At 58.9% G+C, this 11,899-nt stretch carries 12 protein-coding genes and 1 pseudogene; 3 read left to right on the forward strand and 10 right to left on the reverse strand.

The genetic code is table 11. From position 1 onward, the window contains the following. Window positions 1–140: 140 nt before the first annotated feature. The 3 genes from BWI95_RS05260 to BWI95_RS05270 are packed head-to-tail and all read right to left on the reverse strand — an operon-like array spanning window position 141 to window position 1,541. Window positions 141–836 carry an ArsR/SmtB family transcription factor gene (locus BWI95_RS05260; RefSeq protein WP_054804329.1) on the reverse strand — a complete coding sequence of 232 codons (696 nt, stop codon included), beginning with the start codon at window positions 834–836 and terminating at the stop codon, window positions 141–143. Next, window positions 833–1,225 carry an amino acid-binding protein gene (locus BWI95_RS05265; protein ID WP_054804328.1) on the reverse strand — a complete coding sequence of 131 codons (393 nt, stop codon included), beginning with the start codon at window positions 1,223–1,225 and terminating at the stop codon, window positions 833–835. Before BWI95_RS05265 ends, BWI95_RS05260 begins: the two co-directional genes overlap by 4 nt. 1 nt (window position 1,226) lies before the next feature. Next, window positions 1,227–1,541, reverse strand: coding sequence for an antibiotic biosynthesis monooxygenase family protein (locus BWI95_RS05270; protein WP_023480622.1), 315 nt, complete (start codon window positions 1,539–1,541; stop codon window positions 1,227–1,229). A gap of 219 nt (window positions 1,542–1,760) precedes the next feature. Between BWI95_RS05270 and BWI95_RS05275 the strand changes: the two genes are divergently transcribed. Both BWI95_RS05275 and BWI95_RS05280 read left to right on the forward strand, forming a co-directional pair. Further along, on the forward strand, window positions 1,761–3,626 hold the full coding sequence (locus BWI95_RS05275) for a beta-glucoside-specific PTS transporter subunit IIABC (protein ID WP_076769118.1): 1,866 nt from the start codon (window positions 1,761–1,763) through the stop codon (window positions 3,624–3,626). 30 nt (window positions 3,627–3,656) lie between these two features. After that, a complete protein-coding gene (locus BWI95_RS05280) occupies window positions 3,657–4,652 on the forward strand; it encodes a LacI family DNA-binding transcriptional regulator (RefSeq protein ID WP_054804327.1) in 996 nt (331 codons plus the stop codon). A 438-nt stretch (window positions 4,653–5,090) separates the two neighbouring features. Here BWI95_RS05280 and BWI95_RS05285 read toward each other — a convergent pair whose 3' ends face one another. After that, window positions 5,091–5,951 carry an aldo/keto reductase family oxidoreductase gene (locus BWI95_RS05285; protein ID WP_054804326.1) on the reverse strand — a complete coding sequence of 287 codons (861 nt, stop codon included), beginning with the start codon at window positions 5,949–5,951 and terminating at the stop codon, window positions 5,091–5,093. Between the two features lie 167 nt (window positions 5,952–6,118). On the opposite strand from BWI95_RS05285, the gene BWI95_RS05290 reads away from it, so the two are divergent. After that, on the forward strand, window positions 6,119–7,072 hold the full coding sequence (locus tag BWI95_RS05290; protein ID WP_076769119.1) for a sensor domain-containing diguanylate cyclase: 954 nt from the start codon (window positions 6,119–6,121) through the stop codon (window positions 7,070–7,072). Here the strand turns inward: BWI95_RS05290 and hycI are convergent. From hycI to BWI95_RS05320, 6 genes and pseudogenes are all read right to left on the reverse strand, one after another. Continuing rightward, window positions 7,069–7,524, reverse strand: a complete 456-nt coding sequence (gene hycI, locus BWI95_RS05295) for a hydrogenase maturation peptidase HycI (protein WP_076769120.1) — start codon at window positions 7,522–7,524, stop codon at window positions 7,069–7,071. The genes BWI95_RS05290 and hycI overlap by 4 nt on opposite strands. Continuing rightward, window positions 7,517–7,927 (reverse strand): formate hydrogenlyase maturation HycH family protein, encoded by a 411-nt coding sequence (locus BWI95_RS05300; RefSeq protein WP_054804325.1) that lies wholly within the window; start codon window positions 7,925–7,927, stop codon window positions 7,517–7,519. The genes hycI and BWI95_RS05300 overlap by 8 nt, the downstream gene beginning before the upstream one ends. Then, the gene (locus BWI95_RS05305) at window positions 7,927–8,691 is read right to left on the reverse strand and encodes an NADH-quinone oxidoreductase subunit B family protein (protein WP_054804324.1); all 765 of its coding nucleotides are present in this window, start codon (window positions 8,689–8,691) and stop codon (window positions 7,927–7,929) included. Before BWI95_RS05305 ends, BWI95_RS05300 begins: the two co-directional genes overlap by 1 nt. Next, window positions 8,691–9,233, reverse strand: a complete 543-nt coding sequence (locus BWI95_RS05310) for a formate hydrogenlyase complex iron-sulfur subunit (RefSeq protein WP_023480689.1) — start codon at window positions 9,231–9,233, stop codon at window positions 8,691–8,693. The genes BWI95_RS05305 and BWI95_RS05310 overlap by 1 nt, the downstream gene beginning before the upstream one ends. A 17-nt stretch (window positions 9,234–9,250) precedes the next feature. Next, window positions 9,251–10,960 carry a formate hydrogenlyase subunit HycE gene (gene hycE, locus BWI95_RS05315; protein ID WP_054804322.1) on the reverse strand — a complete coding sequence of 570 codons (1,710 nt, stop codon included), beginning with the start codon at window positions 10,958–10,960 and terminating at the stop codon, window positions 9,251–9,253. 12 nt (window positions 10,961–10,972) lie between these two features. Beyond that, window positions 10,973–11,898 (reverse strand): annotated as a pseudogene (locus BWI95_RS05320) (respiratory chain complex I subunit 1 family protein). Window position 11,899 lies beyond the last annotated feature (1 nt).

The raw sequence follows: 11,899 nt of genomic DNA on the forward strand, positions 1-11,899 counted from the left end.
TAATCATCTCTTTATAAAACCGCTTCTCGTTAAAACCCCGTTCCCTCATAGCTTTCTTGCTATATGAAAAAATTATAGTCTGCAAGCTATGTAAGCAAGATGCCGTTGGTTATTTCACAAGCGCACCGACATTTTTCTTCTCATCCTTGCACACCAAACACCCTAAACAGTGCGCTTCTTCCCTCTTCGGTAATCGTCACTTCGCGGTAGCCCGGCGTGCGCTGCAGCCAGCCGCGCTGTTCGAAGGCGATAAGCAGCGCGGCGCCGGCATCGCCGCCAAGATGAAAGCGGCGCTCGCTCCAGTCGAGGCAGGCGCTGCAAGGTTTACGGCGGGTGTGCGGGTCGAGCGCTACGCCGAGTTTTGCAAGCTCGCGCCTGCCGGTTTCAGTTACCGCATCGCCCGCTTCGGTTATCCACCCATCTCGCTGCATCACGCTGTAAATGCCAACAGCGACCTCACCGGCGAGGTGATCGTAACAGGTACGCGCCCGGCGTAGCGCTTGCGGCGTGCGGGTGACGGGCGCTTTGGCGCCGCGCATCGAGACACCCATCATATTTTCCAGCAGCCCGGCGACATCGCTGCCCGCCAGCCGGTAGTAGCGATGCCGACCCTGCGAGACGCAGACTAGCAGCCCGCTGTTTAGCAGCTTGGTTAAGTGCGCGCTGGCCGTCGACGCGGCGATATCAACCACCGCGCAGAGTTCCGTTGCGGTCCACGCCCGCCCATCCATCAGCGCGCAGAGCATCCGCGCGCGCGACGGCTCCGCCATGGCGCTGGCTATGGCGGCAAGAGCGCTCTCCAGCGCAGGCGGTGAATTATCGGCAGGTAAACTCATGCTTTCGAAACGTCCCAATGTTGTGTCAACTCGTGCGCCAGTGGATCATTATCGGTGAGCAGGATCAAGCGATTATCGTGATCGCTGTACTGCACTTCAATGTTGATCCCGGCGTTTGCCAGCGCGCGTGCAATTGCACCCAGCTCACCCGGCCTCTCCTGCTTTAGCTTGCGGATAAGTGGCTTTCTCACGCTTTGCAGCGTAAAGCCTGCCGCCTTCAACACCTGTCCTGCGCGCTCCCCCTCTTCCACCAGAAAGTGAGCATGGCACTGCGCATTGACGGTAAACACCCCGCCGCCCTCAAGACCGACGCCATTGCGACCGAGCGTTTCGCCAAGCGCCGCCAGCGCGCCGGGCGCGTTATCCAGCACCACGTGAAGATCGTACATATCAGGCTCTCCTGTCGGTCGAGGTATAGTCGCGAAATACCTGCGCGACGCGAATGCGGTAGAACGAAAAGATGGTGCGCTGCCCTTCCGCCTGCGCGGCCTGGTGCAGGACGTTTTGCTTCCAGGCGATCACCGCTGCCTCATCGCGCCACCAGGAGAGGGACAAAATCTTCCCCTCCGTGCTCAGGCTCTGAAAGCGCTCAATGGTGATAAAGCCGTCAATCTCCGCCAGCTGCGGCTTCAGTTCTGCGGCAAGTTGCATATAGCGCGGCTGCTCGCCAGGCGCAATATCCGCTTCAAATAACACTGCGATCATAGGTCACTCCCTCCACTGTTCCGTCTCGCCAGTGTTATGCAGCGCCCAACGCGATGCTTCGCCCGGCAACGAAATGTCGCCGTAACCCCCCTTTTTTAGGAGTGATTCAGTTCGCACTTTTCCATGAAACCGGTTGCGGCAGAGCGTCACCAGGCTAGCATGAAACCGGTTTCACCCAGTTACACCTACTCAGTTTCCGATAATAAAAGGTAAATAAAAATGGCCGTTATCAGGGATTACAATAAGTTAGCGAGCGATATCCTGCGGGAGGTCGGCGGTGAAGAGAACATCAGCAACTTCTCCCGCTGCGCCACACGACTGCGTCTTGTCCTCAATGAAACGCCTGCCACGGCAAAAAACAACGTGCAGAGTTTGCCCGGCGTAATTGCGGTGGTTGAGAGCGGCGGTCAGTTCCAGGTGGTGATTGGTACCCATGTCGCCGATGTCTTTAACGCCCTGAGCGGCATGGTGAAAGAGCGCGGGGATGACGCGCCGCCAGCCAAAACGCGCTGGCTTGATGCGGTGATCGCCACCATGTCAGCGGTGTTTGCCCCAATCGTCTATATTCTTGCCGCCGCCGGGATTTTACAGGGTTTGTTGATCCTGCTCGGCCTTGCGGATGCGGATGCGGATATCAAGTCCACCGGCACCTTTGCGGTGCTCAACTTTATGTCCTGGACGCCGTTTGCCTTCCTGCCGGTGTTTATTGCTATCACCGCCGCGCGCCATTTTAAGTGCAACCCCTTTAATGCCGTGCTCTGCTGCTGTGCGCTGATCAACCCCGAGTGGACGGCGCTGGCGGGCAAAATCGCCGCCGGTAACGAAGTGAAGTTCCTCTTCTTCCCGCTGGCGGAAACAGTTTATACCTCGTCGGTGCTGCCGCCGCTGTTCCTCGTCTGGGCGCTGTCGTGGTTTGAGCGCCGGGTGGAAAAATGGCTGCCGGAGGTGGTAAGCCCGCTCTTTACACCGCTTATCTGCTTTGTGGTGATTGTGCCGCTGACGCTGATTGTGATTGGGCCGCTGACCAGTTGGGCAGCGATTGGCGTGGCAAATGGCTACAACGCCCTTTTCCATGCCGCTCCGGCGCTGGCGGCCGCGATTATTGGCGGCGTCTGGCAGGTGATTGTGATTTTTGGCGTTCACTGGGGCATTACGCCGGTGATCATGGCCAACTTCGACACCCAGGGGTATGACTCCTTCCAGGCTTACCAGACCATCGCGGTGATTGGTCAGATGGCAGCAGTCTTCGGCGTGTTTATCAAAAGCCGTAACAAACAGCTGAAAGCCACCTCGCTGTCGGCGGGCGTCACCGCTATTTTTGGTATTACCGAACCGGCGATTTACGGCGTTACGCTGCGCTTTAAAAAGCCCTTTATCTGCGGCTGTATTGGCGGTGCCATCGGCGCAGTGGTCGCCAGCCTGTTTGGCAGCCTCTATTATGCTTATGCCGCGCTGCCGGGCCTCTTTACGCTGGTGAACGCCATCAGCCCCGATGCACCTATGTCCTTTATTGGCGAACTGGCCGGTGCCGGGACGGCGATTGTGCTGACCGTAGTGATGGTGCAGTTTGTTGGCTTTGACGATCCGGTTGAAGAGACGCCCGCAGAGCAGAAACCAGCGACGGTTACCGTTGGCACACTACAAATGCTCAGCCCGATTAAAGGCGAAGTGATTGCGCTGGAGAGCGTGAAAGATGAAGCGTTTGCCGGCAAAGTGCTGGGCGATGGCATCGCGATTGTCCCCGCCGAAGGGAAAGTGGTCGCGCCTTGCGATGCGCAGGTCGCGACATTAATTGACTCCCATCACGCTATCGGCCTGATCTGTGACAATGGCGCAGAATTACTGATCCATGTTGGCCTGAATACCGTTAATTTACAGGGGCAATACTTTACGCCGCTGGTGAAAGAGGGCGACCGGGTGACAGCAGGCACGCCTCTGCTGGCATTCGATAAGGCGAAAATTGAGCAGGCCGGGTATGATTTAACAACGCCGGTGCTGGTAGTGAACAGCGATGAGTTCACGCTTACTCACCATCAGTCACAAGGTGCCGTCACGGCGGGAGCGCCGCTGATGTCGCTGGCCTGACAAGAGAGATAACACGAGCGAGGATGAAGAATGGTAACGATACTGGATGTCGCACGGCTGGCAGGCGTCTCCAAAGCGACGGTATCGCGCGCGCTGAACGGCAAAGTCTTTGTCCGCGAAGAGGTTAAAGCCCGCATTATGCAGGCGATTGACGAAACGGGTTACAAGCCAAACCAACTGGCGCGCAACCTTGCCAATAATAAAACCAACTCCGTCGGTCTGGTGATCACTAACGGGCTCTACAACGGCCCGTTCTTCTCCAGCATGATTTACCACGCGGCGACCGACAGCGAAATGCACGGTCGTCAGCTGGTGCTGGCGGATGGAAAACACAGCGCGCAAGAGGAGCGGGACGCTATCGACCTGCTGCTGTCGCTGCGCTGTGAAGCGATCCTCATCTACCCGAAATACCTGACGGTCGCCGAGCTGGACGAGATTATTGATACCAGCGAGACGCCGATTGTGGTGATTAACCGCGAGCTGACCCGCAACCGCAGCCAGTGCGTGTTTGTTGACCACCAGCAGAGCAGTGAAAGGATGGTGGCGTATCTGCTGGCGCAGGGGCATACGCGTATTGCCTTTGTCGCCGGTTTCGAGGGGTCGCCCACCGGCGACAGCCGTCTGGCGGGGTATCACCAGGCGCTGCGCAACGCCGGAATCGAGCCGGACCCACAGTTGCTGGTGCGCGGCAGTTGGAGCACCGATAGCGGTTATGCGGCCGGGCGCGAGCTGCTGGCGCGCAATGTGCCGTTCAGCTGTGTGCTGGCGGGGAATGACGATATGGCGATTGGCGTGGCGAAAGCGTGTCAGGAGGCCGGGCTGCGCCTGCCGGAGGATGTTTCCCTTGCCGGGTTCGATGATTCGGTGATTGGCAAATATTACAACCCGGCGCTCACCACCCTGCATGTGCCGATGGATGAGATGATCCGCCACGCGGTAGCGATCCTCTTGTTGCCGGATGAAACGCCCCCGCGCGCCCATCAGGGCGAGTTGGTGTGCCGCGAGTCGGTGGTTAAGGTAGGCTAATGCCTGGTTTTTGTAGGCCGGATAAGGCAAAGCCGCCATCCGGCAATGCAGCAGATTAATGCCTGATGGCGCTGCGCTTATCAGGCCTACGCAAACCGAATCGGTCAATAGCTTTGTAGGCCGGATAAGGCACCAGCCGCCATCCGGCAATGCAGCAGATTAATGCCTGATGGCGCTGCGCTTATCAGGCCTACGCAAACCGAATCGGTCAATAGCTTTGTAGGCCGGATAAGGCACCAGCCGCCATCCGGCAATGCAGCAGATTAATGCCTGATGGCGCTGCGCTTATCAGGCCTACGCAAACCGAATCGGTTGAGAGCTTTGTAGGCCGGATAAGGCGGGAGCCGCCATCCGGCAATGCCACCGATTAATGCCTGATGGCGCTGCGCTTATCAGGCCTACAAATACTTATCACGCCGACAAATACCGAATCGTTTGCTACGCGCCGATGCTGTTTAACGTCTCCAGCGCCTCGCGCGGCAATACCAGCTTGGCGCTGGCGAGGTTCTCCTGCAGATGCTGCGGAGAGGAGGTGCCAGGGATCAGCAAAATATTGGGTGAACGCTGTAACAACCACGCCAGCGCCACCTGCATGGGCGTGGCATCAAGCTCCGCCGCCACCGCATTCAGCTCGCTCGATTGCAGCGGTGAAAAACCGCCAAGCGGGAAGAACGGCACAAAGGCGATGCCCTGCTCATTCAGACTATCAATCAGCGCGTCATCCTGGCGGTTCGCCACGTTATAGAGATTCTGCACGCAGACGATGGGCGTCATTTTCTGCGCGTCCGCCACCTGCTTCGCCGTCACGTTGCTCAGGCCAATATGGCGAATCAAGCCGCGATCTTTAAGCTTAATTAAGGTCTCCAGCGGTGCCTCCAGCGACCCTTCCGCCGGGCCGTGGGCACTAAACATCGCGCGCAGGTTCACCACATCCAGCACATCAAGCCCGAGATTGCGCAGGTTATCTTCCACCGCGCGGGTCAGCTCTTCATCACTAAAAGCGGGCAGCCAGTTGGCTTTCTCGTCGCGGCGCGCGCCGACTTTGGTGACAATCGTCAGGTTATCCGGATAGGGATGCAGCGCCTGCTTAATCAATTTATTGGTGACGTGTGGGCCGTAAAAATCACTGGTATCAATATGATTCACCCCGGCGGCCACCGCATCGCGCAGCACCTGCAGCGCGCGCGCTTCGTCGGCCGGCGGGCCAAACACGCCAGGGCCTGCGAGCTGCATTGCACCATAACCCAGACGACCCACTTCGTTGTCGCCCAGACGATAAGTCAGCGAAAGTTCAGACATAGCATTGCTCCTGTGTGTTAAGTCAGTCGATTGTAGGCGGCGCGTCTGAAGGCGGCAATGCACCTTTTGTGCGAAGGGTAAAGGCGCCCCTCAAGCCATGGATATATAACGCAATCGTTACAAGAAATGTCTACACTTGAGAAAACGGGCCTTCTCGAGGATGTCATATGATTTTTCCAGCTATGCCAGTCAACGAAAAAGAGCGTCTGCACTCTTTATACATGATGGATCTGCTTGATAAAAAAGATGACGAACGCTTCGACCGCTTAACCCGCATGGCGAAAACCACCTTCGATGTGCCGATTGCGGTGATTAGCCTGCTCGATCGCGATCGCCAGTGGCTGCTCTCTCGCGGCGGCATCGATACCCATGAAACCCCGCGCAACCTCTCTTTCTGCGCCCACGCCATTCTCGAAGAGGGCGTCTTTATTGTGAAAGATACCCAGATGGATACGCGTTTTGCCGATAACCCCTTTGTTACCGGCGAACCGTGGGTGCGTTTCTACGCCGGTTGCCCGGTGCATCTGCCGGATGGCGCCATTGCCGGCACCATCTGCATTATCGACACCTACCCGCGCCCCTTCTCCAGCGCGGAGATCAACACCCTGCTCGATTTTGCCGCCATCGTCGAAGATGAGTTTTTAATCCTCAGTATGGCGATGACCGATGCCCTGACCGGCATGCCGAACAGCCGCGGCTTTTACCGCTCCGGCGAGAAGCGCTTCACCTTGTCAAAAGAGCACAACACGCCCTTTAGCCTGCTCTATTTCAGTATCGATAACCTGAAGTCGATCAACGAAGTGCTGGGCAGTAAAGAGGGGGATGCGGTGGTGAAAACCTTCGCCAGCACGCTGATGAAATGCCTGCAGGAGCAGGATATCGCCGCGCGCATGGGCGGCGGTGAGTTTGCCGTGCTGCTCAGCAACAGCGCCGAGCACGATGTCGATGCCTTCCTGTTTGACCTGCAAACGCGAATGGACACGCTGGAGGTGAGCGGCGGCAAAAACTACCACATAAATTACTCTCACGGCGTGATTGAGCAGGATGAGAAGTACACCACCCTGCGCGACATGCTGGAGGAGAGCGGCAAAGTGATGTACGCGGAAAAACGTCGTCGCTAAAGGGTGGCGAAACCGCCCTGCCCTTGCCAGCCCTCAAGCCGCTGATAGATCGTCTCTACCGCCGCCTTCACCGGCGGCGTCATCGGGTAGTAAAAGCCGACGATATCGGGCTGAATGCCGAGGAAAATCACCTCGCCGACATCCTCTTTCAACTGATCGATCAGGTAGTTGAGCGGCATATTGTGGGTGGTCATCATAAACATCTCGGCGATGTCGTCCGGGTTAACCACGCGGATCTCGCCGGGGTTAAGCCCCATATCGGTAGCGTCGACCAGCAGCAGCCGTGCCGGGCGCAAATCACGGATCGCGGCAACATCATTCTCCGGCGCGCTGCCGCCATCAATCACCCGCCACTCTCCCGCAGGTTTTGCGGCGCACATCTCCGCCAGCAGCGGGCCTGCGCCATCGTCGCCCATCATGCTGTTGCCAACACAGAGTAAAACGTCAGTCACGTAACCTCCTGACCATCAGATAGATGGCGCTCTCCTGGTAAATGTCATGCAGCATCGACAGCAACTCGCGGCTCCACGCCTGCTGCGTTTCACTTTGCTGCGCCAGCGCGCGGTCAAAAGCGTTCGCCAGCAGCATCACATGCGTACTGTCGATAACAATTTCACCGTAGCGCGGCACCCCTTCCATTTTCCGCCGCGCTTCGCTGCCCGCTTCAAGGGTGGCGATCCACGCCAGATAGTCGTCCCACGAGCAGGTGAGCGCCGCCTCCAGACAGTCGATCACCCCAAGATGGTGACCAATAGCCAGACTGTAGTAGACCACCTGCTGCGCCTGCGGCGGCGTCGCCTCGTTTTCATCGATAAATTTGCGCCGCAGCTGGCTAAAGACCACCGTTTCGCCCATCAGATTTTCGCCTCCTGCACCACCTGATTAAGGTGGCTGACAATCTCCGTCAGGCGCGGATCGTTCTCCTGCGCCAGCCAGTTCATCACTTCATGCTCACCGAGGGTGCGCAGGCGCAGGTAGTCATCGGCAATCTGGCGGCCATAGCGATAACCCGCCAGCCGACGCGCGGTGCGATCCACTTTGACCCGCAATGGCTGCACCATCTGCGGATGGAGGATCTCCGCCGGTTGATCGTCCAGTTCGCCGGGCAGACGAGCGTGAATTTTCTGCTCCAGCAGCCCGAGCGCCATCGCAAAGCCATACAGCGTGGCGGCGGGCGTCGGCGGGCAGCCGGGAATATAGACATCGACCGGCACGATCTTGTCGGTACCGCCCCAGACGCAGTAGAGATCGTGGAAGATCCCGCCGCTATTGCCGCAGGCACCGTAGGAGATGCAGATCTTCGGATCCGGTGCCGATTGCCAGGCGCGTAACGCCGGGGAGCGCATTGCGCGGGTGACCGCGCCGGTAAAGAGCAAAATATCGGCGTGACGCGGCGAGGGCACCACTTTAATACCGAAGCGTTCGGCGTCAAACAGCGGCGAAAGGGTAGCGAAAATCTCAATTTCACAGCCATTGCAGCCGCCGCAATCCACGCGGTAGACGTAGGCCGAGCGTTTGATCTTCTTCAGCAGCGAGGCTTTCATGCTGGCGATGGACTCCTCCACCGTCATGGGCAGCGGAATGCCCTCTGCGTCGCGCGGTCCAATAAGCTGGCTCATTAGCTGGCCTCTCTCATATGGCGGGTCAATTCAATACGGTCGGTTGGCACCAGGCACTGCTGGCGTTTACAGGCCGGGCAGGTTTCAAAGCTGGCGCGGTGCGCTTCGGCGCGGGTGTCGCCGTTATGCGCCAGCAGCGCGATGGCGTAATCGATCTCTTTCTGCACGGCAAAGGGGCGCGCGCATTCGCGGCACTGGCACAGCTCAAAGCGCGACTGTTGCAGAAAGTCGGCCTTGTTCCACACCGCCAGCTCATACTCCTGCGACAGGGTAATCGCCGCTGTCGGGCAGACCTCTTCGCAGCGGGCACAGAAGATGCAGCGCCCAAGATTAAACTGCCAGGCCTGCTCGCCGGTGGCGAGATCGGTCTCTACCGTCAGGGCATTAGAGGGGCAGGCATTGACGCACGCCGCGCAGCCGATGCACTGCTGCGGGTTGTGCTGCGGCTTACCGCGAAAATTTTTATCAACTGGCATCGGCGATAGCGGATAGTCGCTTGTCGGCGCGCCGGTTTTGATCACTTTTTTGATAAAGGTAAACATGGCTTGCAACGCTCCTTCTATTTCAGCGGCGAGTGCTTACGCTCAATGCTGTAGCGCTCCAGCTCTTTGTAGGGCACCACCTGGCTCTTTTTCTTGCGCACATCCACCACCGTCATGCGGTCGGTGCAGGAGTAACAAGGATCGAGGCTGCCGATAATCAGCGGCGCGTCAGAGACGGTATTGCCGCGCAGCATGTAGCGCAGGGTTGGCCAGTTGGCGTAGGTCGCCGCACGGCAGCGCCAGCGGTAGAGTTTCTGGTTGTCGCCGGTCATGCTCCAGTGGATATCATCCCCGCGCGGCGCTTCGGAAAAGCCGAGAGCAAAGCGGTGCGGAATATAGGTAAAGCCCTCGACCATCAGCGGGCCGCCGGGCAGGTTATCGAGCCCGAAATCAATCATGTTCAGGGCGGTAAAGACTTCGTTGATGCGCACTTTCAGGCGCGAAATGACATCGCAGCCCTGCTCGGTGTGGACGGTCATTGGCAGCAGGCCGTAGCCGACAAACGGGTGATCGGCGCGGGTGTCGCGGGCATGGCCGCTGGCGCGCACCATCGGGCCGACATTGCTGAAGTCGCGGGCGATTTGCGGATCAAGGCGGCCAATGCCGACCGTGCGCTGCTCTATGTTCGGCGTGCTCAACAGCATATCGACCAGCTCCTGCACATCGCGGCGCATCTGCTGCGCCAGCTGGCGGGTCTGGATCATCTCATCCTTCAGCATGTCGCGACGGATACCGCCAATCAGGTTCAGGCCGTAGGTTTTACGCGCCCCGGTGAGAATTTCCGCCATCTTCATCGAGGTTTCACGCACGCGGAAGAACTGCATAAAGCCGGAGTCAAAGCCGACAAAGTGGCAGGCCAGGCCGAGGTTGAGCAGGTTGGAGTGCAGGCGCTCCACCTCAAGCAAAATGGCGCGGATCATCTGCGCACGCTCCGGCACGACAATGCCCATCGCGTTCTCCACCGAGGTGGTGTAAGCGGTGCTGTGGGCAAAGCCGCAGATGCCGCAGACGCGATCCGACAGAAAGGTCACCTCGTTGTAACCCATGCGGGTTTCTGCCAGCTTTTCCATGCCGCGGTGAACATAGAACATGCGGTAATCGGCGTCGATAATGTTCTCGCCATCGACGAATAGACGGAAATGGCCCGGTTCGTCAGAGGTGACGTGCAGCGGGCCAATTGGCACCACATTGTTCTTCTTATTACCCAGTTCGTTGATGAACTCGTAGGTTTCCGCATCGGTGGTCGGCGCGGGGCGCTGGCGGTAATCCATGCTGTCTTTGCGCAGCGGATAGAGTTCATCCGGCCAGTCATCGGGCAGCACCAGACGGCGCTCATCGGGCAGGCCTACCGGGATCAGGCCATACATATCGCGCACTTCGCGCTCGCCCCACACTGCCGCCGGCACGCGCGGCGTGACCGAGGGGTACTCCGGTTTCAGGGCATCCACTTCGACGCGCACGGTGATCCAGCACTTCACGCCCTGCTCCATCGACAGCACGTAGTAAACGGCGAAGTGGCCGTTGAGCTTGCGCTCATCGTTGCCAAACAGCACCGACAGCCAGCCGCCCTGCTGGTAGTAGAGGAACTCGACCACCTCCGGCAGATAGTTAATTTTGATGGTCAGGGTCAGCTGATCCTTTGTCTGCCATGCGCTGTCCAGCACCACGCCGGGGAATTTTTCATGCAGCGCGGCAAGGTAGTGTTGGCCGATCTTTTCTTCAGACATAGATGAACTCTCTTAATAGGTCGCCAGCAAGGAGACAAAGGCCAGGAAGGCGACGCCGAAACCGGCCCAGGTAACGCGCGAGGCGGCAACAAAACGCAGGCGCGCCATGCTGTTTTCAAACAGGGCGATAACCAACACGCCGAGCAGCAGTTTCAGCAGCGCGACAACCAGCGCCAGCAGCAGCCCGCCGACGCTGAAGGCAGTCATCTGCCCCAGGGGAAAAAGACGCCGACAAACAGTTGCAGCACCACCAGCTGTTTCAGGCTGATGCCCCACTTGAGGATGGCGAAACCGCTGCCGCTGTACTCGGAGAGCGGCCCCTCCTGCAACTCCTGCTCCGCTTCCGCCAGATCGAACGGCAGTTTGCCCATCTCGATAAAGGTGGCGAAGGCGCAGGCGCAGAGCGCAAGAAACAGCGGCAGGCTGGCGTGCAGCGGCCAGTGATAAACGGTGTCGGTAATGTGGGTGATATGGGTTGACCCGGCGACCAGCGCCGCCACCCACAATCCCAACAGCAGGATCGGCTCCACCAGCACGCCGAGCATCGCTTCGCGGCTGGCACCCAGCCCGGTAAAGGGGCTACCGGTATCCAGCCCGGCGATGGCGAAGAAGAAGCGGGCAATGGCGAAGAGGTAGATAAGCGTGATCAGATCGCCGAGTAGCGGCAGCGGTGAGGCCACCGTCACCACCGGCAGCGCAGTGGCAATCGTCAGCATCACGCCAACCATCACCAGCGGCGTCAGACGAAAGACCCAGCCGGAAGCCGCCGGGGCAATGCTCTGCCGCCCAAGCAGTTTGAACAGATCGCGATACTCTTGCAGCACGCCCGGCCCGCGCCGGTTGTGCAGACGCGCACGCGCCACGCGGCTGATGCCGGAAAGTAGCGGCGCAAGGGCGAACAGCACCAGCGCCTGTACAACAGCAAACAGAAAACTCATC

Origin of the sequence: Kosakonia cowanii JCM 10956 = DSM 18146, assembly GCF_001975225.1 — a bacterium.
Lineage (GTDB): Bacteria > Pseudomonadota > Gammaproteobacteria > Enterobacterales > Enterobacteriaceae > Kosakonia > Kosakonia cowanii.

Bases quoted from the DNA above. Each gene is read 5' to 3' on its own strand.
- BWI95_RS05260 (WP_054804329.1), bottom strand. From the start codon at position 836: ATGAGTTTACCTGCCGATAATTCACCGCCTGCGCTGGAGAGCGCTCTT.
- BWI95_RS05265 (WP_054804328.1), bottom strand. From the start codon at position 1,225: ATGTACGATCTTCACGTGGTGCTGGATAACGCGCCCGGCGCGCTGGCG.
- BWI95_RS05270 (WP_023480622.1), bottom strand. From the start codon at position 1,541: ATGATCGCAGTGTTATTTGAAGCGGATATTGCGCCTGGCGAGCAGCCG.
- BWI95_RS05275 (WP_076769118.1), top strand. From the start codon at position 1,761: ATGGCCGTTATCAGGGATTACAATAAGTTAGCGAGCGATATCCTGCGG.
- BWI95_RS05280 (WP_054804327.1), top strand. From the start codon at position 3,657: ATGGTAACGATACTGGATGTCGCACGGCTGGCAGGCGTCTCCAAAGCG.
- BWI95_RS05285 (WP_054804326.1), bottom strand. From the start codon at position 5,951: ATGTCTGAACTTTCGCTGACTTATCGTCTGGGCGACAACGAAGTGGGT.
- BWI95_RS05290 (WP_076769119.1), top strand. From the start codon at position 6,119: ATGATTTTTCCAGCTATGCCAGTCAACGAAAAAGAGCGTCTGCACTCT.
- BWI95_RS05300 (WP_054804325.1), bottom strand. From the start codon at position 7,927: ATGGGCGAAACGGTGGTCTTTAGCCAGCTGCGGCGCAAATTTATCGAT.
- BWI95_RS05305 (WP_054804324.1), bottom strand. From the start codon at position 8,691: ATGAGCCAGCTTATTGGACCGCGCGACGCAGAGGGCATTCCGCTGCCC.
- BWI95_RS05310 (WP_023480689.1), bottom strand. From the start codon at position 9,233: ATGTTTACCTTTATCAAAAAAGTGATCAAAACCGGCGCGCCGACAAGC.
- hycE (WP_054804322.1), bottom strand. From the start codon at position 10,960: ATGTCTGAAGAAAAGATCGGCCAACACTACCTTGCCGCGCTGCATGAA.